17 protein-coding genes are annotated in these 19,462 nt (G+C 61.1%); 12 read left to right on the top strand and 5 right to left on the bottom strand.

Translation table 11 applies throughout. The features are described 5' to 3' along the window. Window positions 1–6 precede the first annotated feature (6 nt). The 4 genes from UB23_RS12750 to UB23_RS12735 all read left to right on the top strand — a co-directional run bounded on the left by UB23_RS12750 (window position 7) and on the right by UB23_RS12735 (window position 3,828). Window positions 7–1,161, top strand: coding sequence for a uroporphyrinogen-III C-methyltransferase (locus UB23_RS12750; protein ID WP_045059679.1), 1,155 nt, complete (start codon window positions 7–9; stop codon window positions 1,159–1,161). Further along, window positions 1,158–2,396, top strand: coding sequence for a heme biosynthesis protein HemY (locus UB23_RS12745; RefSeq protein WP_045059678.1), 1,239 nt, complete (start codon window positions 1,158–1,160; stop codon window positions 2,394–2,396). The genes UB23_RS12750 and UB23_RS12745 overlap by 4 nt, the downstream gene beginning before the upstream one ends. A gap of 243 nt (window positions 2,397–2,639) precedes the next feature. Next, on the top strand, window positions 2,640–3,191 hold the full coding sequence (locus UB23_RS12740; RefSeq protein ID WP_045059677.1) for a disulfide bond formation protein B: 552 nt from the start codon (window positions 2,640–2,642) through the stop codon (window positions 3,189–3,191). 178 nt (window positions 3,192–3,369) lie between these two features. Beyond that, the gene (locus tag UB23_RS12735) at window positions 3,370–3,828 is read left to right on the top strand and encodes an Rsd/AlgQ family anti-sigma factor (protein WP_045059676.1); all 459 of its coding nucleotides are present in this window, start codon (window positions 3,370–3,372) and stop codon (window positions 3,826–3,828) included. Between the two features lie 61 nt (window positions 3,829–3,889). Here the strand turns inward: UB23_RS12735 and UB23_RS12730 are convergent, their stop codons facing one another. Next, window positions 3,890–4,555, bottom strand: coding sequence for an FKBP-type peptidyl-prolyl cis-trans isomerase (locus tag UB23_RS12730; RefSeq protein WP_045059675.1), 666 nt, complete (start codon window positions 4,553–4,555; stop codon window positions 3,890–3,892). A gap of 192 nt (window positions 4,556–4,747) precedes the next feature. On the opposite strand from UB23_RS12730, the gene UB23_RS28500 reads away from it, so the two are divergent. Beyond that, window positions 4,748–5,860 carry an AlgP family protein gene (locus UB23_RS28500; protein WP_045059674.1) on the top strand — a complete coding sequence of 371 codons (1,113 nt, stop codon included), beginning with the start codon at window positions 4,748–4,750 and terminating at the stop codon, window positions 5,858–5,860. Here the strand turns inward: UB23_RS28500 and UB23_RS12720 are convergent. Beyond that, window positions 5,857–6,321: a TIGR02444 family protein gene (locus UB23_RS12720; RefSeq protein ID WP_045059673.1), complete on the bottom strand. Its 465-nt coding sequence runs from the start codon at window positions 6,319–6,321 to the stop codon at window positions 5,857–5,859. The two genes, UB23_RS28500 and UB23_RS12720, sit on opposite strands and share 4 nt — an antisense overlap. A 50-nt stretch (window positions 6,322–6,371) precedes the next feature. Here UB23_RS12720 and UB23_RS12715 point away from each other — a divergent pair, with 50 nt between their 5' ends. From UB23_RS12715 to UB23_RS12695, 5 genes are all read left to right on the top strand, one after another. Then, window positions 6,372–8,282: an ATP-binding cassette domain-containing protein gene (locus UB23_RS12715; RefSeq protein WP_045059672.1), complete on the top strand. Its 1,911-nt coding sequence runs from the start codon at window positions 6,372–6,374 to the stop codon at window positions 8,280–8,282. Then, window positions 8,282–8,863: a mechanosensitive ion channel family protein gene (locus UB23_RS12710; RefSeq protein ID WP_045059671.1), complete on the top strand. Its 582-nt coding sequence runs from the start codon at window positions 8,282–8,284 to the stop codon at window positions 8,861–8,863. The genes UB23_RS12715 and UB23_RS12710 overlap by 1 nt, the downstream gene beginning before the upstream one ends. Window positions 8,864–9,012: 149 nt before the next feature. Then, window positions 9,013–9,645, top strand: coding sequence for a homoserine/homoserine lactone efflux protein (gene rhtB / locus UB23_RS12705; protein ID WP_045059670.1), 633 nt, complete (start codon window positions 9,013–9,015; stop codon window positions 9,643–9,645). Window positions 9,646–9,860: 215 nt separating this feature from the next. After that, on the top strand, window positions 9,861–11,759 hold the full coding sequence (locus UB23_RS12700; RefSeq protein WP_045059669.1) for an FTR1 family protein: 1,899 nt from the start codon (window positions 9,861–9,863) through the stop codon (window positions 11,757–11,759). A 100-nt stretch (window positions 11,760–11,859) separates the two neighbouring features. Next, a complete protein-coding gene (locus UB23_RS12695) occupies window positions 11,860–12,315 on the top strand; it encodes a YaiI/YqxD family protein (RefSeq protein WP_045059668.1) in 456 nt (151 codons plus the stop codon). 158 nt (window positions 12,316–12,473) lie between these two features. Here UB23_RS12695 and elbB read toward each other — a convergent pair whose 3' ends face one another. Both elbB and UB23_RS12685 read right to left on the bottom strand, forming a co-directional pair. Beyond that, complete coding sequence (gene elbB, locus UB23_RS12690; RefSeq protein ID WP_045059667.1) at window positions 12,474–13,142, bottom strand: isoprenoid biosynthesis glyoxalase ElbB; 669 nt, start codon at window positions 13,140–13,142, stop codon at window positions 12,474–12,476. Window positions 13,143–13,410: 268 nt separating this feature from the next. Further along, on the bottom strand, window positions 13,411–14,043 hold the full coding sequence (locus UB23_RS12685) for a DedA family protein (protein ID WP_045059666.1): 633 nt from the start codon (window positions 14,041–14,043) through the stop codon (window positions 13,411–13,413). Between the two features lie 208 nt (window positions 14,044–14,251). On the opposite strand from UB23_RS12685, the gene hemB reads away from it, so the two are divergent. Both hemB and ppk1 read left to right on the top strand, forming a co-directional pair. Further along, window positions 14,252–15,265: a porphobilinogen synthase gene (gene hemB / locus UB23_RS12680; RefSeq protein ID WP_045059665.1), complete on the top strand. Its 1,014-nt coding sequence runs from the start codon at window positions 14,252–14,254 to the stop codon at window positions 15,263–15,265. Window positions 15,266–15,283: 18 nt separating this feature from the next. Beyond that, a complete protein-coding gene (ppk1, locus tag UB23_RS12675; protein ID WP_045059664.1) occupies window positions 15,284–17,506 on the top strand; it encodes a polyphosphate kinase 1 in 2,223 nt (740 codons plus the stop codon). Between the two features lie 241 nt (window positions 17,507–17,747). On the opposite strand, the gene ppx is transcribed toward ppk1, so the two are convergent. Next, window positions 17,748–19,250: an exopolyphosphatase gene (ppx, locus tag UB23_RS12670; RefSeq protein ID WP_045059663.1), complete on the bottom strand. Its 1,503-nt coding sequence runs from the start codon at window positions 19,248–19,250 to the stop codon at window positions 17,748–17,750. Between the last annotated feature and the right edge of the window lie 212 nt (window positions 19,251–19,462).

Genomic DNA, 19,462 nt, shown 5'->3' with positions numbered 1-19,462 from the left:
GGATACGTGAGCGAAACAGCCTTGCCAAAAGATGACGTCCAGCCAGTGCTGCATGCCCCGGTTGAAGATCCGATTGATACCGTGCCTCCTGCCCCCGTGCAGCGCCGTGGCAATGGCCTGGCAATCGTCGCGCTGTTGCTGGGTGCTGCCGGCGTTGCTGTCGGCGGTTGGGGTGTCTGGCAGGTGCGTCACCTGCAGGCCAATAACCAGCAACAGCTGAGCCAGGTGCAGGCCTTGAACGATCAGGCGCAGAGCCTGAAACTCAATGAGCAACGCCTGAGCGCTCGGTTGGAGCAACTGCCCCCTGCCGATGAACTTGAGGCCCGCAGCCGCCTGGTGGCTCAGCTGCAAGGCGATCAGCAGCGCCTGAACCAGCGCCTGGAGACCATCCTCGGTGCCAGCCGCAAGGACTGGCGCCTGGCTGAGGCTGAGCATTTGTTGCGTCTCGCCAGCCTGCGCCTGTCTGCTTTGCAGGACATCAGCAGCGCTCAGGCCCTGGTCCAGGGTGCCGACGAAATCCTGCGCGAACAGAACGATCCGGGCTCCTTCGCTGCCCGCGAGCAAGTGGCCAAGACCCTGGTCGCGCTGCGCAGCACCGAGCAGCCGGACCGCACCGGACTGTTCCTGCGCCTGGGCGCATTGCGCGACCAGGTGATCAACCTCACCGAACTGGCGCCGGAGTACAAGGACCGTGGCGAGTCGTTGCTGGGCCTGACCGCCGATGGCGATGGCGCGAGCCGCTGGGCTCAATGGTGGGACCAGATCTCGCGCTACATCCGCATCGACTTCAACGCCGACAAGAATGTTCGCCCATTGCTGGCAGGCCAGAGCCTCAGCCAGGTGCGCCTGGCGCTTAGCCTGGCCCTGGAGCAAGCCCAGTGGGCTGCGCTGAATGGTCAGGGCCCGGTGTACACCCAGGCCCTGGCCGAAGCCCGGGACATACTCAAGGGCAACTTCAACCCGGACAACCCGCAGAGCAAAGTGATGCTTGAGCAGGTGGGTGAGCTGAGCAAGCAGCCGGTGACCGTGGTGACCCCGGACCTCACTGGCGCACTGAGCGCGGTGCAAGGGTACCTGGAGCGACGCAACGTCAACGCCGAGGAATCCGTCAAGCCGATGGCCAAGCCTGCCGCTGACACCGCGCAGGAGGCCACGCCATGAAACGCCTGTATGTGATCGTGTATCTGGTGATAGCTGCTGCGGCCGCGCTGGGCCTGGCGATTGCCGAGCATTCCGGCTACGTGCTGATCGCCTACAAGAGCTTTCGTTTCGAATCGAGCCTGTGGGCTACCCTCGCGCTGGTGGCCGTTTTGTGGCTGGTGATTTGGGGCATCAAGGCGCTGATCGAACTGGTGATGACATCCAGTGGCGTGGTCAATCCCTGGTCGCGACGCAATCGCAGTCGCCGCGTGCAGGTCGCGATCGAACATGGCCAGCTGGATCTGGCCGAGGGCCGCTGGGCCAGTGCGCAGCGTCACCTGCATCGAGCTGCGGAAGCCGAGCGCCAACCGCTGCTCTACTACCTCGGCGCTGCCCGCGCGGCCAACGAACAAGGCAAGTACGAAGAGAGCGACAACCTGCTCGAGCGGGCGCTCGAGCGCCAGCCACAGGCCGAGCTGGCCATTGCCTTGAATCATGCGCAACTGCAGACCGATCGAGGCGACACCGAGGGTGCCCTGGCGACGCTTCAAGCCATGCACGAGCGCCATCCGCATAACGTGCAGACGTTGCGCCAGCTGCAACGCCTGCATCAACAACGGGGCGATTGGTCGGCAGTGATCCGGTTGTTGCCGGAATTGCGCAAGGACAAGGTACTGCCACCTGCCGAGCTGGCCGACCTGGAACGCCGTGCCTGGGGTGAGAACCTGTCCCTGGCAGCGCAGCGGGAAGAGGACGGCACCGTCGGCCTGCAGTCGCTCAACAGCGCCTGGCAGAAGCTGACATCGGCCCAGCGCCAGGAGCCGCAACTGGTGCTGGCCTACGCCGAACAGCTGCGCCAACTGGGTGCCCAGGTGGAAGCGGAAGAAGTGCTGCGCACAGCGCTCAAGCGTGATTACAACAGCCACCTGGCGCGCCTTTACGGGCTCGTGCGCGGCAGCGACCCGGTGCGGCAGCTGCAAACTGCCGAGGGCTGGCTCAAGGATCATCCGGCCGATCCGAGCCTGCTCCTGACACTGGGCCGCCTGTGCCTGCAAAGCAGTTTATGGGGCAAAGCGCGAGACTACCTGGAGAGCAGCCTGCGAGTGCAGCGTAACCCGGAAGCCTGTGCAGAACTGGCGCGGTTGCTGGCGCAATTGGGTGATACCGAACGCAGCAATCAGCTGTTCCAGGAAGGGTTGGGCCTGCTGGATGAACGCTTGCTGGCGGCACCGTTACCCGTACCGATCCACGCTTGAGTTCGAGGTAGGGAGCTCGAGATGAGGGGGCTCGCTCCCTCGTCAAAAAGCACCCTGCTGCTGTCAGAATATTCCCCTCAAAGCGCCGAGTCGGCTTATTCCTACAGACGGTTACGTCAGATCCTAGCGCATCTGTCGTGGTTTCCCACCCTCGCTGTGGAACTCTCCCTGCTGTAGTACCTTGAAAGATCTGCGCGCTTTCCTCTAACGTAATTGCCTGTCTCTTACTGTTACGGAAATGCCATGTCTTTGGCCCGCACACGCTCCTTGTTCTTCATGGTTTTCGTCGCAGCTGCCCTGGCATTAGGTATTTCCTATTACCTGCAATACGCCGTCGGCCTCAGGCTGTGCGGCCTGTGCATCCTGCAGCGCGGCTGCCTGTGGTTGCTCACGGGGGTGTGCTTGTCTGCTTGCGTGCATGGCCCTGGCCGTGCGGGTACGCTGGTGTATGGGTTGCCGGTGTTGATCTGCAGTGTGGCCGGAACGGTAACGGCATGGCGTCAAGTTGTGCTGCAGAGCGATCCGCTGCATCACCTGTCCGACTGCTCGGCGAGCCTGGCTGATGCTTTTGCCAATACATCCTGGTCAGGCGCACTGAAGCAGATGTTCGAAGGTACGTTCGATTGTGCCGAGATTTCATGGACGCTGTTCGATCTGAGCATCCCGGAGTGGAGCCTGCTGTTCTTCTTTGCGGTGACAATTGTGGTTGTTTTTCAACCGCTCGGGCTTCTGTGGCGCACCTTTCGGCGACCACTCAGCGGCGAGTCGTCGCAGGGCAGTCTGGCGCGCGATTAAACACTTGTATGAACTTTATCTCCTGCGTACCTTGAAGCCACAGTCGAGCGGGCATAATCTGGCCCGCACGTGTCATTGGAATTATGTTGTTCGAATGACGCTCTGCCTGACCGATCCTTGACCTTCAAGTGCGTGACAGGTGTAGGGCAGCATGACCCACAAGGGAAGAGAGATCACCATGCTCGAAAGTTGTCAGAATGCTCAAGAACGATGGGGTGGAGTGCATCTGCTGATCGATCGCTGGTTGCAGGAGCGTCACGAACTGGTGCGGGCTTATGACGATCTCGGCGAAAAGCCCGAGGCGCTGAGCGAGAACCGCAACCCTTTGCAGGAATTCTGCGGTGTGCTGGTCGATTACGTCTCAGCCGGGCATTTCGAGATCTACGAACAACTGACAGGGGAGGCCAAGGCCTTCAATGACAAGCGTGGGCTGGAACTGGCCGAGACGATTTACCCCCGAATCGACGTCATCACTGAAAAGCTGCTCGCGTTCAACGACCTGTGCGATGCAGGTCAGTGCGTGGCGGAGAAGTTCAAGGAGCTCGGTGGCTTGTTGCACGAGCGCTTCGAACTGGAAGACTGCCTGATCGAAGTGTTGCATACCGCGCACAAGGAAGAAGATTCGGTTCAGGCCTGAATTTCTTTGTGCAGGACCTGAAAAACGGTGCGCTTGGCGCGCCGTTTTTTGTGCCTGGAATTCAGCCTTTCGCGCCGCGTAATTCCACCTCGAATACCAGGGGCGTGAAGGGCGCAATCAGGTCCCCGGCACCTTCGGCGCCATAGGCTTGCGCCGATGGAATCACCAGTCGCCATTTCGCGCCCACCGGCATGTTCTGCAGCGCCGTCCGCCAGCCCGAGATCACGCTATCCAGGCTGAACCATTGCGGCTGACTGTTTTGATCGAACACCGTGCCGTCGGGGAGGCGTCCGATGTACAGCACCTGTACCTTGCCATTCGGACCGGCCGTTGCTCCGGCACCTGGCGTCAGTTCCGTCAGCAGGATGCCGTCCTCGATTTCCCGAGCGCCAGGTCGGGCCTTTTCCTCGGTGAGAAAACGCTGTTCTTTTTCGAGGGCAATTTCGCTTTGCCCCAATGTCGGTTGCTCGGCAATTTGCGCTTCATGTTCGGCCAGGATCTTCTCGATCTGTTCGTCTTTCAGTGCCAGGGGCTTGCCCTGATAAGCCTGCTGCAAACCGTCGAGCAGTGCCTGCACTTGAAGGTCAGGTACCTCCTGGCGCAGCCGTTCGCCGAGGCTCGCCCCCAGGCTGTAGGCGAGATTGTGAGCGTCTGTTTCGGTGGTTTTTTCCGCAGCCTGAGCCACTGAAAAAAACACGCACAACGATAAAAAAAGATAACGCAACATGGGCACTCTCCGGCCTGGGATGCGGCCGATTATGCCAGTGCGAATGCAATGAACGGTGAACTGCTTTCTGGCGGGAGCAGAAGTTTTGCTGTCAGGTGCAACGCAACGCTTTCGATACTGTCAACATGCCCTAGCGGCGGTGTCTGCAGAGGTCTAGTATGAGCCGCACCCACGTCAGCCAGGAGGTAAACCATGTCGGCCACCAAGAAGCCTGTAAATACTCCGTTGCACTTACTCCAACAATTGTCGGGCAGCTTGCTCGAGCATTTGGAAACCGCTTGTTCGCAAGCCTTGGCTGATGCTGAAAAACTGCTCGCCAAACTGGAAAAACAGCGCGGAAAAGCGCAGGAAAAATTGCACAAATCCCGTACCAAATTGCAGGACGCTGCGGCGGCCGGCAAGGCTAAGGCGCAAGCCAAGGCCAAGGATGGAGTCAAGGAACTTGAAGACCTGCTCGATGCCCTCAAGGGTCGTCAATCCGAGACCCGCAACTACATCCTGCAACTTAAGCGTGACGCTCAGGAAAGCCTGAAACTGGCCCAGGGTGTCGGTCGTGTTCAAGAGGCTGTCGGCAAGGCGTTGTCCCTGCGTTCGGCCAAGCCTGCTGCCGCACCTGCCAAGAAAGCCGCAAGCAAATCGACAGCTGCAAAAGCACCCGCCAAGGCTGCTGCCAAACCAGCCGCGAAAGCACCGGTGAAAGTGGCTGCTAAAAAGCCAGTGGCTGCCAGTGCTGCCAAGCCGGCTGCGACCAAACCTGCTGCGGCAAAACCGGTAGCCAAGCCGGCGGCGAAAACTGCTGCAGCAAAACCAGCTGCGGCCAAAACCGCTGCTGCAAAAGCGCCTGCCAAACCTGCCGCGAAAACTGCCGCCGCCAAACCTGCTGCAGCAAAAAGCGCAGCAGCCAAACCAGCTGCTAGAACTGCAGCCGCGAAGCCTGCTGCCAAACCTGCTGCAGCTAAACCGGCCGCGGCAAAACCTGCTGCCAAGCCGGCCGCCAAACCTGCTGCAAAAGCGGCGACCAAGCCTGCTGCTAGAACGGCTGCTGCGAAACCTGCTGCCGCTGCCAAGCCAGCCACCGCTGCAAAACCCGCTGCTGCCAAGCCAGCTGCGAAACCTGCAGCCAAACCAGCGGTGAAAAAACCCGCTGCTGCGAAGCCGACTCCGACCGCTGCTGCCAAGCCGGCAGCGCCTGCTTCATCGTCGAACTCGGCTTCGCCAACTACCAGCAGCACTTCGACCCCTGCAGCGGCGCCAACGCCAGCTGCATCGTCGAACACAGGCACTACCCCAACCAGCGCTTCCTAAGTGCCGGTCACCGCGACGCGCAGCTGATGCAGCGCGTCGCGGCCAACGTTGGTGGTGTCCGCCGCGACACCTTCCAGCCAGGCCGTTGTTCCGGCCTTGTCATTCTGCGGCCACTGCTGCGCGGTTTTTTCCAGTCGCGACAAAAGAATCCGCTCGCCTTCAAGTTCCAGCGCCTTGACTTTTTCACGCAAGATATTGAGGTCTGTATCGTCAGCTGCGGCGGCTTTCCATTGGCCGCGTAATGCACGCAGGGGCTGAATCACGCCCGCATCCCAGCCTTCGATTACTTCCCGCAGTTGCAGCAATCGCAGTTCGTTAAAGACTACCCCTCGGTGTTCCAGCCACAATCCGCACAGCAGCAGGCACACGTTCGTGCCCGCCGATTGCAGTTGCAGGCACGCCCGCTCAGCGCCGGGCCGCGCGTAAGCGTCAAGGGAAAAGCTCCACAGGTCAGAGGACATAGTGCTACTCGCGCCAGTTGCGAGCGAAGCTGGTAGACTCCGCCGCCATTATGATTCGACTTCAGAACCTGACTTTACAGCGTGGCCCGCAACGTCTGCTAGAAGACGCCGAGCTGACCCTGCACGCCGGCCACAAAGCCGGCCTCATCGGTGCCAATGGCGCCGGCAAATCGAGCCTGTTCGCCCTGCTTCGGGGTGAGCTGCACCCGGACTCGGGTGACTGCTTCCTGCCGGCCGACTGGCGCATCGCCCACATGCGCCAGGAAATCGAGACGCTCGAACGCATTGCGGTCGACTACGTGCTCGATGGCGACCTGCGCCTGCGTGAGGTGCAACATGACCTGGCGGCGGCGGAAGCGGCGCACGACGGTGCCGCTCAGGCCCGCCTGCACTCTGAACTCGACAGCGCCGATGGCTACACCGCTGATGCCCGGGCTCGCAAGCTGCTGGCCGGCCTGGGGTTCACCAACGAACAGATGGATCGTCAGGTCGGGGACTTCTCCGGTGGCTGGCGGATGCGCCTGAACCTGGCGCAGGCACTGATGTGCCCCTCGGACTTGTTGCTGCTCGACGAACCCACCAACCACCTGGACCTCGACGCCATCATCTGGCTTGAGGAGTGGCTGAAAAGTTATCCGGGCACCTTGTTGCTGATCTCTCACGACCGGGATTTCCTCGATGCGGTGGTCGACCACGTAGCCCACGTCGATCAGCGCAAGATCACGCTGTATCGCGGTGGCTACACCGCGTTCGAGCGTGCCCGTGCCGAACGCCTGGCCCAGCAGCAACAGGCCTACGAGAAGCAGCAGGCGCAGCGAGCGCACATGGAAAGCTACATTGCGCGCTTCAAGGCCCAGGCCACCAAGGCCCGCCAGGCCCAGAGCCGGATCAAGGCGCTGGAGCGGATGGAAGAGTTGTCTGCGGCCCATGTCGATTCGCCGTTCGACTTCGTTTTCCGCGAGTCGACGAAGATTTCCAGCCCGCTGATCGACCTGTCTGATGCCCGCTTGGGCTACGGCGAGAAAACCGTGCTGGAGAAGGTCAAGCTGCAACTGACCCCTGGCGCACGGATCGGTTTGCTCGGCCCTAATGGTGCCGGTAAGTCGACCCTGATCAAGAACCTTGCGGGTGAGCTGGAGCCCTTGGCCGGTCGACTGACCCGTGGCGAAAACACGGTCGTTGGTTACTTTGCCCAGCATCAGCTTGACTCCCTGGACTCCAAGGCCAGCCCGTTGCTGCACTTGCAGCGCCTGGCGCCTACCGAGCGCGAACAGACGTTGCGGGACTTCCTCGGGGGTTTCGACTTCCGCGGTGCACGCATCGACGAGCCGGTGCTGAATTTCTCCGGGGGCGAGAAAGCGCGCCTGGCCTTGGCATTGATCGCCTGGGACCGGCCGAACCTGCTGCTGCTCGACGAACCCACCAACCACCTTGACCTGGAAATGCGCCTGGCGCTGACCATGGCCTTGCAGGAATTCACTGGTGCGGTCCTGGTGGTCTCCCACGACCGCCACCTGCTCAAAAGCACCACTGACAATTTCTACCTGGTCGCCGATGGCAAGGTCGAGGAGTTCGACGGCGATCTGGACGACTACACCCGTTGGCTGGTGGAGTATCGCCAGCGCAATGCGCCGGTCAGCAACACGCCGGTCAATCCGGACAAGACCGACAAGAAAGCCCAGCGCCAGGCCGCCGCTGCCTTGCGCCAGCAGTTGGCGCCGCACAAGCGCGAGGCCGACAAGCTCGAAGCCGAACTGGGCAAGCTGCACGAAAAGCTGGCCAAAATCGATGTGAGCCTGGGCGACAGCGATATCTACGAGCCGGCCCGCAAGAACGATTTGCGTGACCTGCTGGCCGAACAGGCAAAGCTGAAAGTGCGTGAAGCCGAGCTTGAGGAGTCCTGGATGGAAGCCCTCGAGTTGCTCGAAAGCATGCAGGCGGAGCTGGAGGCGTTGTCCTGATGGAGGCCTTCAGGCTGCCGCTGTCTGCCATGTGGATAGAGCCGCTGTGGCTGGTGCTGCAGATCCTGCTGATTTTGCTCGCGGGTTACATCGCCCAGCGCTTTGTTGCCAAATGCCTGAACCGCCTGGGGGAGCGTTATCCGTTTCCCCCTCAGCTTCTGCTGCCGCTGCGAGGCGGCCTGCGCTGGCTGATCATGGGCAGTGCGCTGATTTTCGTGCTGGAGCGCCTGGGCGTGTCCGCGACAGTGCTGTGGACAGCATTGTCCGGTTTTGTTGCGGTCGCGGCGGTGGCGTTCTTCGCCATGTGGAGCGTGCTGTCCAACTTGCTGTGCGCGATCCTGATCTTCACCGTGGGGCCGTTTCGCATTGGCGACGTGGTCGAACTGGTCGATACCACCGACAAGCCGGGCGTGAAGGGGCGGGTGATCGCGATCAATCTGCTCTACACCACCTTGATCGAGGCCGAAGAGCTGGGCACCGGCAGTGCCATGGTGCAAGTGCCCAACAGCCTGTTCTTCCAGCGTTCGGTTCGGCGGTGGCGGGGAAGTGATGTGTTTCCTTCGAGCGGGTTCGAGAAGTAATCCTCAAGATCAAAAGATCGCAGCCTTTGGCAGCTCCTACAGCAGGCGCGTTTCCATGCAGGAGCTGTCGGAGGCTGCGATCTTTTGCTTTTCCCCCCGAGCCGCATTAGCTTAGAGACCTGTCAAAAGAGTTTCGGTCGAGGTGTGCAATGGAGCTTCAAACATGGCTGGCGTTCTTTGCCGCCTGCTGGGTGATCAGCCTGTCTCCCGGTGCCGGCGCCATTGCGTCGATGTCCAGTGGTCTGCAATACGGCTTCTGGCGCGGTTACTGGAACGCCCTGGGCCTGCAGATCGGCCTGGCGGTGCAGATTGCCATTGTGGGTGCCGGTGTTGGCGCGATCCTCACAGCGTCGGCCACAGCGTTCCATGCGATCAAGTGGTTTGGCGTCGCCTACCTGGTATTCCTCGCGATCAAGCAATGGCGCGCATTGCCCAGTGACATGAGCGACGATGCCGCAGTGCGCCAGATCGGCAAGCCGATGGCCCTGGTGTTCCGTGGTTTCCTGGTGAACATCAGCAACCCCAAGGCCCTGGTGTTCATGCTGGCGGTGCTGCCGCAGTTCATCGACCCCCATGCGCCACTGCTGATCCAGTATTTAGTGATCGGCGCCACCATGGTCTGCGTCGACCTGATTGTCATGGCCGGTTACACCGGCCTGGCGTCCAAGGTGCTGCGCATGTTGCGTACTCCCCAGCAGCAGAAACGCATGAACCGGACATTTGCCGGTTTGTTTATCGGCGCGGCAGCGTTCATGGCGACGTTGCGCAAAGCCGCAGCGTAAAGCCCCGATGCTGGAAAAAAAGCGACCTGCGGGTCGCTTTTTTGTTGAATGCCCATCCGTATAACCAGAAGCCGAAAGCTGATTACGGCGCAGTGCGCGGGACAAGCAATCGCAAAATAACCAGACAATCGGCATCGAGCCTGCGAACAACGCTTGAATGAATCTCATTCGAAGTGAACAATATGTAACTTCGTATTTCCTACTGAGATTCATTCATGATTGCCCCGTCGCGATTCCTGGCCTGGCTGTTAATCCCCTTGGCAGCCTTATGCAGCACCAGACTGCTGGCCGACACCGTGGAAGGCGCCCCACAGGCGCTGCATGGGCTCGATTACATTGCAGCGGATTACCCGCAGACGGTGCAGGCGGGCAGGGTCATCAAGGAGTCTGGTTATCGCGATCAGCTCGATTCGCTCAAGGCCGTGCAGGGCCTGATCAGTGCAATGCCGGCCAAACCGGAGCAAGGCGCTTTGCTGCAGGGCGTCAATTCGCTGCGCAACGCCATTACCGAGCGTCAGGATGGCGCCGACGTGGCTCGTCAGTCCCGGCAACTCGCGGCAAAGCTGGCAGTGGCCTATGAAATCAGCCAGGCGCCGATCATTACCCCCGATCCGACCCGTGGTGCGCCGTTGTACGCCCAGCATTGCTCGGTGTGCCATGGTGATGCGGGAGCCGGCGATGGCCCGGCAGGCGTCGGCCTGACACCGCCACCGTCGAATCTGCGCGACAGCGTGCGCATGGATCACCTAAGCCTCTATGCGATCTACAGCACCCTGGGCCTGGGTATCGAGGGCACCGACATGCCGGCGTTCGCCGATCAACTGGATGATCGCCAGCGCTGGGACCTGGCCACCTATATTGCCAGCTTCAGCGCCGCCCCGGATGCTGGCGCTGTTGAAAAGACCTACAACATTGCCGACCTCGCCCGTCAGACGCCTGCCGAAGTGCAGGCTGGCGAGGGTCCGCAGGCCGCTGCGGCCTATCGTGCGCAGCGCGCTCAGCCGCCGCAGGTCAAACGGGGCCCGGCGCAACTGCTCGATTACACCGCAGCCACCCTGGACAAGAGCATCGCTGCCTACCGGGCCGGGGATCACGATCAGGCCTATGACTTGTCGGTGGCGGCGTACCTGGAAGGGTTCGAGCTGGTCGAGAGCTCCCTGGACAACGTCGACGCCAATGTACGCAAAGACACCGAAAAATCCCTGATGGCCTACCGCCAGTCCCTGCAGGATGGCTTGCCGGTGGCCCAGGCCCAGCAGCGCCTGGATACCGCGAAAGGTAAATTGAAAGAGTCTGCCGGCCTGTTGGGCAGCGATGGCTTGAGCTGGTCCCTGAGCTACATTTCCGGGTTGTTGATTTTGCTGCGCGAAGGTCTGGAAGCGATTCTGGTGCTGGCGGCGATCCTCGCATTCCTGCGCAACACCGGCCAGCAATCTGCGGTACGCAGCGTTAACGTCGGTTGGTGCCTGGCGCTGCTGGCCGGCCTTGCCACCTGGGGGCTTGCCGCCTACGTTATCGACGTCAGCGGCTCGCAGCGCGAGTTGCTTGAAGGTGCCACCGCGTTGTTCGCCAGCGTGATGGTGCTGTGGCTCGGTGTGTGGATGCACGATCGTCGCCACGCCGCGGCCTGGCAGAATTACATCAAGAGCAGCCTGGTGGGCGGCGGCGGACGATTCGGGTTTGCGATCCTGGCGTTCTTCTCGGTTTATCGTGAGTTGTTCGAAGTGATCCTGTTCTACGAGACCCTGTGGCTGCAGGCGGGTCCTGCCGGGCATAACGCAGTGCTCGCAGGCGGTGCCACTGCGCTGGTATTGCTGGTGGGGCTGGCCTGGGTGATCCTGCGCGGCTCGGCCAAGCTGCCGCTGTCGTTGTTCTTCAGCATCAACGCCGCGTTGTTGTGCGCGCTATCGGTGGTGTTTGCCGGTCATGGGGTCAAGGCATTGCAGGAGGCGGGGATTTTCGGTACGCGTCCGGTGCCATTTTTCGAATTCGACTGGCTGGGTATTCACGCGGATGCCTACTCGTTGAGTGCCCAGATGGTGGCGATTATTGCGATAATCGTGCTGTATGGGCGCAGCTGGTTGACGCAGAAGCGTCGGGTTCAGGTTTCCTGACCCGAGTAAACCTGGAAAGATCACAGCCTGCGGCAGCCCCTGCAGGGAGTAGGCATGTCGATGCAGGCTGCGATCTGTTCAGTTTTTCAGAGGAAATGTGATGCGCGTTTGGATAGATGCCGACGCCTGCCCACGGGCGGCCAAGGACCTGGTAGTGAAGTTCGCTCTCAAGCGCCAGTTCGAAGTGGTGCTGGTGGCTGGCCAACCGCAAATCAAGCCGGGCCTGTCCCTGGTGAAATTGATCGTGGTGCCTAGCGGCCCGGATGCAGCGGACGATTATCTGGTGGAACACGCAGTGCCGGGCGAGCTGGTGATTTGCAGTGACGTACCGCTGGCCGACCGACTGGTGAAGAACGGCGTCACCGTGCTGGATCCGCGAGGCAAGGAGTTTGACGCGCAGAACATGGGCGACCGGCTGGCTGTACGTAACCTGTTCACCGACCTGCGTGAACAAGGCCAGATGAGCGGGGGGCCAGCGCCCTTTGGTGAACGTGAGAAGCAAGCGTTCGCCAATTCGCTGGACCGTATCCTGACTCGACTGTCGCGCAAGCCCTGAGCCCACCTCGAAGCTGAGACCAAGCCCTGTGAGAGGCCCCCTGTGGGAGCGAGCCTGCTCGCGATAACACCGGCACAATCAACATCGCTTGCGGCGGCTACTCCGCTATCGCGAGCAGGCTCGCTCCCACACTGCCCATGCCCACACTCATGCCTGCATCACACGTCGTTTTCGTGAGTCAGTTCGAGCACGCGATCCACCAGCTTGTTAATTCCTGAGGCCGCTTCACTGATCGACTGCGCCAGCATGTACGCCGGCGTGCTCACCAGTTTGCGCGCCTTGTCTTCGACGATGTCGGTGACCGCGCACTCGGCATGGGTAGCCCCCATTTTGTTCATGGCAGCGGCGGTATCGGCATCGTTGCCGATGGTGCAGGTCACACCTGGGCCGTAGATCTTCGCCGCCAGGGCGGGCGAGATGCAGATCAGCCCGACTGGCTTGCCTGCTTCGGCAAAGGCTTCGGTCAGCGCCAGGACGTCAGGCTGCACGGTACAGCCGGCACCTTCGATGGCGAAGTTCGACAGGTTCTTCGCCGCACCGAACCCGCCAGGCACGATCAGGGCATCGAAGTCCTCGACGCTGGCCTCGCGGATGTCCTTGATGTTCCCACGGGCGATCCGCGCCGATTCAACCAGCACGTTACGCGACTCGGGCATTTCCTCGCCCGTGAGGTGGTTGATCACGTGCAACTGCGAGATATTGGGGGCGAAACACTGCACCTGAGCGCCACGCTGGTCCAGCCGCAACAGGGTGATCACGCTCTCGTGGACCTCGGCACCGTCGTAGACGCCACAACCGGAAAGGATCACTGCAATTTTTTTGCTCATGGGCTTTTCTCCTTGTTCATGGCGTTAAATGTCCACTAATTCGCCACTCGTTGCCATAGGGATAATGTGCGGTAACAACCAGGGCGCGCCGCCCCAACATCGGGCTGGCACGGAGCAGAAGGCTTTCTAAATGGATCGCATCGAAGCCAGGGTGTTCATTATTTGCGAGCGTCTGTCACGCGGCGTGGCGACGCGCGCAGGGGTGCGACGTGCGGGGGGGGGGCGCATCGGGTGAGCAGGAGCGGTCTCTACGGGTGCAGGGACCGTTTTATTCGGTGGGCGTCTTGGGCGCTGCAGCCTTGGCCTGTTCAGCTTTCAATGCCTGCTCGTCGGCATAGACTTTTTTTGCCAGCTGGGCGTTCTTGAAGCGCCGGCGCAGCCACAGGCCCACGCCCAGGACGAGCAGGGCGCCCAGCACCCATAGCTCGTACTTCTTGACGCTGCCAAGCATGCCTTCCAGCACGGCACCAAAATGATACGCGGCCGCCGACAGTGCCGAAGCCCAGATCGCCGCGCCAATCCCGTTCAGCAACAGATAACGTCCCGGTGGATAGCCCGACAGACCGATCGCCACGGGCATTACCGTGCGTAATCCGTAGACGAAGCGGAAGCTCAGGACCCAGATGTCCGGGTGCTTTCGAATGTGTTCCAGCGCCCGATCGCCCATCATCTGCCAGCGCGGCTTGCGCGCCAGCAATTTGCGCCCGTGCTTGCGGCCAAGGAAATACCACAGCTGATCGCCCGCATAACTGCCACAGAACGCGACTATGGTGACGATCTTGATGTCCATGTAACCGCGGAACGCAAGGAAGCCCGCGAGTACCAGGATGGTTTCGCCTTCGAAGAACGTGCCGAGAAAGAGGGCGAAATACCCGAATTCCTGAAGAAATTGCTGGAGCATTGTCTGGGTGCTGGCGAAATGAACGCGCAGCCTAACCCTTCGGGCACATTCATGAAAGTGTCCAAATGTGTCTCGACGTGAACATTTCATGCAAGGACAATGGAATGCGACTACCTGTCACAGGTGTGCACATAACTGTAATACGACGGTCATAATGGCAGCTTATAACTGTCACGCTCGCCCGCCAGCGCGGGCTCAGGAGTCTGCCGTGAGCTTTACCCCCGCCAACCGCCTGTTCCCAGCCACCCGTCTGCGACGCAATCGTCGTGATGAATTCTCGCGCCGCCTGGTTCGTGAAAACGTCCTCAGCGTCGACGACCTGATCCTGCCGGTATTTGTACTGGACGGTGAGAATCGTCGCGAAGCGGTGGCGTCAATGCCGGGCGTCGAGCGCCTGACCATTGATCTGTTGCTTGAAGAGGCCGCCAAGTGGGTCGAGCTGGGTATTCCCGCGCTCGCGCTGTTCCCCGTGACGCCGGCGGAGCTCAAGTCGCTGGACGCGGCCGAAGCCTGGAACCCGAATGGCATTGCCCAACGCGCCACCCGCGCATTACGTGCGCAGTTCCCCGAGCTGGGTGTGATCACCGACGTTGCCCTGGATCCGTTCACCACCCACGGCCAGGACGGTATTCTCGATGAAGAAGGCTACGTGCAGAACGACATTACCGTCGATGCACTGGTCCGCCAGGCCCTGTCCCATGCCGAAGCCGGCGCCCAGGTGGTGGCGCCGTCCGATATGATGGACGGGCGCATCCAGGCGATCCGCGAGGCGCTGGAGCTGGCCGATCACGTTAACGTGCGGATCATGGCCTACTCGGCGAAATACGCTAGCGCCTATTACGGTCCCTTCCGCGATGCGGTGGGTTCCGCGCTGAACCTGGGCAAGGCTAACAAGGCCTCCTACCAGATGGACCCGGCCAACAGCAACGAGGCGCTGCACGAAGTGGCGGCGGACTTGTCAGAAGGCGCGGACATGGTCATGGTCAAGCCAGGCATGCCGTATCTGGACATCCTGTGGCGGGTCAAAGAAGAATTCAAAGTGCCGACGTTTGTTTATCAAGTCAGCGGCGAATACGCCATGCACATGGCGGCGATCCAGAATGGCTGGTTGAGCGAAGGGGTAATACTCGAATCCCTGACCGCTTTTAAACGCGCAGGCGCCGACGGCATCCTGACCTACTTTGCCGTCCGTGCCGCTCAATTGTTACGAGAGCAAAAATAGCCCTCCCAGGAACATTCCATGAATACCGAAGGACTCACTGAAGTTGCCGTAAAAGATGCTCAACCCGTGGTGGAGCAAGTCGCCGAAACACCGCCGGAGCTGGAGCCAGCGCCACCCGCAGTGGTCGTCGAAGCCGCAGTGGCGGCACCGGCGATTGCCATTCCCGGCCTGGATGACAGCAGCCTGTACATCCATCGCGAGCTTTCGCAGCTGCAGTTCAACATTCGCGTGCTGGAACAGGCACTGGATGAGTCCTACCCGTTGCTGGAGCGGCTGAAGTTCCTGCTGATCTTCTCCAGCAACCTGGACGAGTTCTTCGAGATTCGTGTGGCCGGACTGAAGAAGCAGATCACCTTCGCCCGTGAACAGGCGGGCGCCGATGGCCTGCAACCGCATCAGGCCCTGGCACGCATCAGCGAGCTGGTGCATGGTCATGTCGACCGCCAGTACGCCATTCTCAACGATATTCTGTTGCCGGAGCTGGAGAAACATCAGGTCCGCTTCATCCGTCGCCGTCACTGGACCACCAAGATCAAGACCTGGGTGCGCCGGTTCTTCCGCGACGAGATTGCGCCGATCATCACGCCGATCGGCCTTGACCCGACTCACCCGTTCCCGTTGCTGGTGAACAAGAGTCTGAACTTCATCGTCGAACTGGAAGGCATCGATGCGTTTGGCCGCGACTCTGGCCTGGCGATCATCCCTGCTCCGCGCCTGCTGCCGCGAGTGATCAAGGTGCCGGAGGAGGTGGGCGGCTCCGGTGACAACTACGTGTTCCTGTCGTCGATGATCCACGCGCACGCCGATGACTTGTTCCAGGGCATGAAGGTCAAGGGCTGCTATCAGTTCCGCCTGACCCGTAACGCCGACCTGGCGGTCGACACTGAAGACGTTGAAGACCTGGCCCGCGCGCTGCGTGGTGAGCTGTTCTCCCGTCGTTATGGCGATGCGGTGCGACTGGAAGTGGCTGACACTTGCCCCAAACACCTCTCCGACTACCTGCTCAAGCAGTTCAACCTGCACGAGACCGAGCTGTATCAGGTTAACGGGCCGGTCAACCTGACCCGTTTGTTCAGCATCACCGGCCTCGACAGCCAGCGCGAGCTGCAATACCTGCCGTTCACCCCGCAGATTCCGAAACTGCTGCAGAACAGCGAGAACATCTTCAGCGTGATCAGCAAGCAGGACATCCTGTTGCTGCACCCGTTCGAGTCGTTCACCCCGGTGGTCGACCTGTTGCGCCAGGCCGCGAAAGACCCGCATGTATTGGCCGTGCGCCAGACGCTTTACCGCTCCGGTGCCAACTCGGAAATCGTCGACGCGCTGGTGGATGCTGCCCGTAACGGCAAGGAAGTCACCGCGGTGATCGAATTGCGCGCGCGGTTCGATGAAGAGTCCAACCTGCAACTGGCCAGCCGCCTGCAAGCGGCCGGTGCAGTGGTGATCTACGGCGTGGTGGGGTTCAAGACCCACGCCAAGATGATGCTGATCCTGCGTCGCGAGGCCGGGGAGATCGTGCGGTACGCTCACTTGGGCACCGGCAACTACCACGCAGCCAACGCCCGTCTATACACCGACTACAGCTTGCTGACTTCCGACGATGCGTTGTGCGAGGACGTGGGCAAGCTATTCAGCCAGTTGATCGGCATGGGCAAGACCCTGCGCATGAAGAAACTGCTGCATGCGCCGTTCACCCTGAAAAAGGGCATGCTCGACATGATTGCCCGGGAAACGCAGTTCGCCCTGGAAGGCAAGCCGGCACACATCATTGCCAAGTTCAACTCGCTGACTGATCCGAAGATCATTCGCGCGCTGTACAAGGCCAGTCAGTCCGGGGTGCGCATCGACCTGGTCGTGCGCGGCATGTGCTGCCTGCGCCCGGGCATCGCCGGGGTTTCGCACAACATCCATGTGCGCTCTATCATCGGGCGCTTCCTGGAGCATACGCGGGTGTTCTACTTCCTCAATGGCGGGGAAGAGCAGATGTTCCTCTCCAGCGCCGACTGGATGGAGCGCAACCTCGACAAGCGGGTCGAGACTTGCTTCCCGGTAGAAGGCAAGAAGCTGATCATGCGGGTCAAGAAAGAGCTGGAGCTGTACCTGAGCGACAACACCCACAGCTGGAGCTTGCAGTCGGACGGCCGTTACATCCGCAACACGCCTACCGGCAACCAGAACCCGCGCAGTGCGCAGGCGACGTTGCTGGAGCGGTTGGGCAGTCCGATCCTGGCAGTGCGTTAAGCCTCAAGGGGCATAAAAAATGGCGATCCCTGCGGATCGCCATTTTTTTTGCTGCCGTCACTGCCGTCACAATCACCGCAACTGCAATCACCACACTCGCTGCGATCACGCATTCGCTGCGATCGATGCAATCAATGTAGGAGCGAGCTTGCTCGCGAAAAACCTGAGAGCGCTGCGGGGTGTCAGGCTGCCAGCTTTATCGTTCACGTGCATCGCGAGCAAGCTCGCTCCTACAGGGGCACTACCGGACGTTGAGGGTGAAGCCCACCCGGGTCAGCCACTCCGCTTCCAGGGCAAAATCCGCCTGGGTCAGCTGGTTTTCATCCAGCCAGTTGGCCGGGAACAACACATCCAGGCTGTCGCCATTGGCCCGCAGGACCACCTGGGGCATTTCCTGGGTGCCACGGATGTGGTGGAACAGGATCGCGAAGCGCAGCAGCACGCACAGGCGGATCAGCTTGCTGCCGTCACTGCCGAACTCGGCAAACTTGTCCCGGGGAATGTTACGGCGATGCCCGCGCACCAGCAGTGCGAGCATCTGCTGGTCTTCGCGGGAGAATCCGGCGAGGTCCGAGTGCTCGATCAGGTAGGCGCCATGCTTGTGGTAATGATAGTGAGCGATGTCCAGGCCCACTTCGTGGACCTTGGCCGCCCAGCCCAGCAGTTCGCGCCACACGCCGTCATCCAGGTCCCAATCTTCGGCTACCTGGTCGAAGGCATGCAGCGCCTTGCGTTCTACCCGCGCCGCTTGTTCCAGGTCGACGTGATAACGCTCCATCAGCGAGCTCAGGGTGCGCTCACGGACGTCTTCGTGATGATGACGGCCCAGCAGGTCGTAGAGCACGCCTTCACGCAGTGCGCCTTCACAGTGGTCCATGCGTTGCAGTTCGAGGGCGTCGAAGATGGCTTCGAGGATCGCCAGGCCGGCCGGGAAGATTGCGCGACGGTCAGGCTTGATGCCTTCGAAATCGATCTTGTCGGCGTCCCCCAGCTTGAACAGCTTGCGCTTGAGCCAGGCCAGGCCCTCGGCGTTGACTTCGCCGGTGCCATGCCCGCCGGCCTTCAGTGCCAGGCCGATCGCGCGAATGGTGCCCGAGGAGCCGATGGCCTCATCCCAGGTCAGGCGGTGCAGAGCGTGTTCAATGCTCATGATCTCGAGCCGCGCCGCCGTGTAGGCCTGGGCGTAGCGAGCCGGTGTGACCTTGCCGTCCTTGAAATAGCGCTGGGTGAAGCTCACGCAGCCCATTTGCAGGCTTTCGCGCAGCAGTGGCTCGAAGCGCTGGCCGATGATGAACTCGGTGCTGCCGCCGCCGATGTCGGCCACCAGGCGCTTGCCCGGGGTGTCGGCGAGGGTGTGGGACACGCCAAGGTAGATCAGGCGCGCTTCTTCCCGGCCGGAGATGACTTCCACCGGGTGACCGAGGATTTCCTCGGCGCGACGGATGAATTCATTGCGATTACGCGCTTCGCGCAGGGCGTTGGTGCCCACGATCCGTACGGCGCCCGGGGGCATACCGTTGATCAGTTGGGCAAAGCGTTTCAGGCAGTCGAGCCCGCGCTGCATGGATTCTTCGTTGAGCTGGCGCTCTTCGTCGATACCTGCTGCCAGCTGAACCTTCTCCCCGAGACGCTCGAGAATACGGATTTCGCCGTTCTGGGCCTTGGCCACGACCATGTGAAAGCTGTTGGAGCCCAGGTCGATTGCGGCGATCAGGGACAGATTCTTGGCTTGGGATTGCGGCATGGTCTGGGGGTCTCGGTCGATAACCTCGACATCGTGCCACGATCAAAGGCTGACGCCAACGCGCAGTGTTCAAACCCTTGATCCTGCGCAACCCTGTAGACGACCGCTGCGCGGCCTCATCGCGGGCAAGCCCGCTCCCACAGGTTTCCGTGTCGAACACACAATCCTGTTTCAACACATGATCCTGTGGGAGCAACTGCCTTCCCCCTGCC

This window comes from Pseudomonas sp. ES3-33 (assembly GCF_000952175.1).
GTDB classification, from domain to species: Bacteria; Pseudomonadota; Gammaproteobacteria; order Pseudomonadales; family Pseudomonadaceae; genus Aquipseudomonas; species Aquipseudomonas gregormendelii.
Note: the sequence above shows the minus strand (reverse complement) of the source record. Positions and strands in the feature narration are given on the sequence as shown.

Excerpts from the sequence above, each read along its gene's own strand:
- UB23_RS12745 (WP_045059678.1), top strand. The coding sequence starts at position 1,158 with ATGAAACGCCTGTATGTGATCGTGTATCTGGTGATAGCTGCTGCGGCC.
- UB23_RS12740 (WP_045059677.1), top strand. The coding sequence starts at position 2,640 with ATGTCTTTGGCCCGCACACGCTCCTTGTTCTTCATGGTTTTCGTCGCA.
- UB23_RS12735 (WP_045059676.1), top strand. The coding sequence starts at position 3,370 with ATGCTCGAAAGTTGTCAGAATGCTCAAGAACGATGGGGTGGAGTGCAT.
- UB23_RS12730 (WP_045059675.1), bottom strand. The coding sequence starts at position 4,555 with ATGTTGCGTTATCTTTTTTTATCGTTGTGCGTGTTTTTTTCAGTGGCT.
- UB23_RS28500 (WP_045059674.1), top strand. The coding sequence starts at position 4,748 with ATGTCGGCCACCAAGAAGCCTGTAAATACTCCGTTGCACTTACTCCAA.
- UB23_RS12720 (WP_045059673.1), bottom strand. The coding sequence starts at position 6,321 with ATGTCCTCTGACCTGTGGAGCTTTTCCCTTGACGCTTACGCGCGGCCC.
- UB23_RS12715 (WP_045059672.1), top strand. The coding sequence starts at position 6,372 with ATGATTCGACTTCAGAACCTGACTTTACAGCGTGGCCCGCAACGTCTG.
- UB23_RS12710 (WP_045059671.1), top strand. The coding sequence starts at position 8,282 with ATGGAGGCCTTCAGGCTGCCGCTGTCTGCCATGTGGATAGAGCCGCTG.
- rhtB (WP_045059670.1), top strand. The coding sequence starts at position 9,013 with ATGGAGCTTCAAACATGGCTGGCGTTCTTTGCCGCCTGCTGGGTGATC.
- UB23_RS12700 (WP_045059669.1), top strand. The coding sequence starts at position 9,861 with ATGATTGCCCCGTCGCGATTCCTGGCCTGGCTGTTAATCCCCTTGGCA.
- UB23_RS12695 (WP_045059668.1), top strand. The coding sequence starts at position 11,860 with ATGCGCGTTTGGATAGATGCCGACGCCTGCCCACGGGCGGCCAAGGAC.
- elbB (WP_045059667.1), bottom strand. The coding sequence starts at position 13,142 with ATGAGCAAAAAAATTGCAGTGATCCTTTCCGGTTGTGGCGTCTACGAC.
- UB23_RS12685 (WP_045059666.1), bottom strand. The coding sequence starts at position 14,043 with ATGCTCCAGCAATTTCTTCAGGAATTCGGGTATTTCGCCCTCTTTCTC.
- ppk1 (WP_045059664.1), top strand. The coding sequence starts at position 15,284 with ATGAATACCGAAGGACTCACTGAAGTTGCCGTAAAAGATGCTCAACCC.
- ppx (WP_045059663.1), bottom strand. The coding sequence starts at position 19,250 with ATGCCGCAATCCCAAGCCAAGAATCTGTCCCTGATCGCCGCAATCGAC.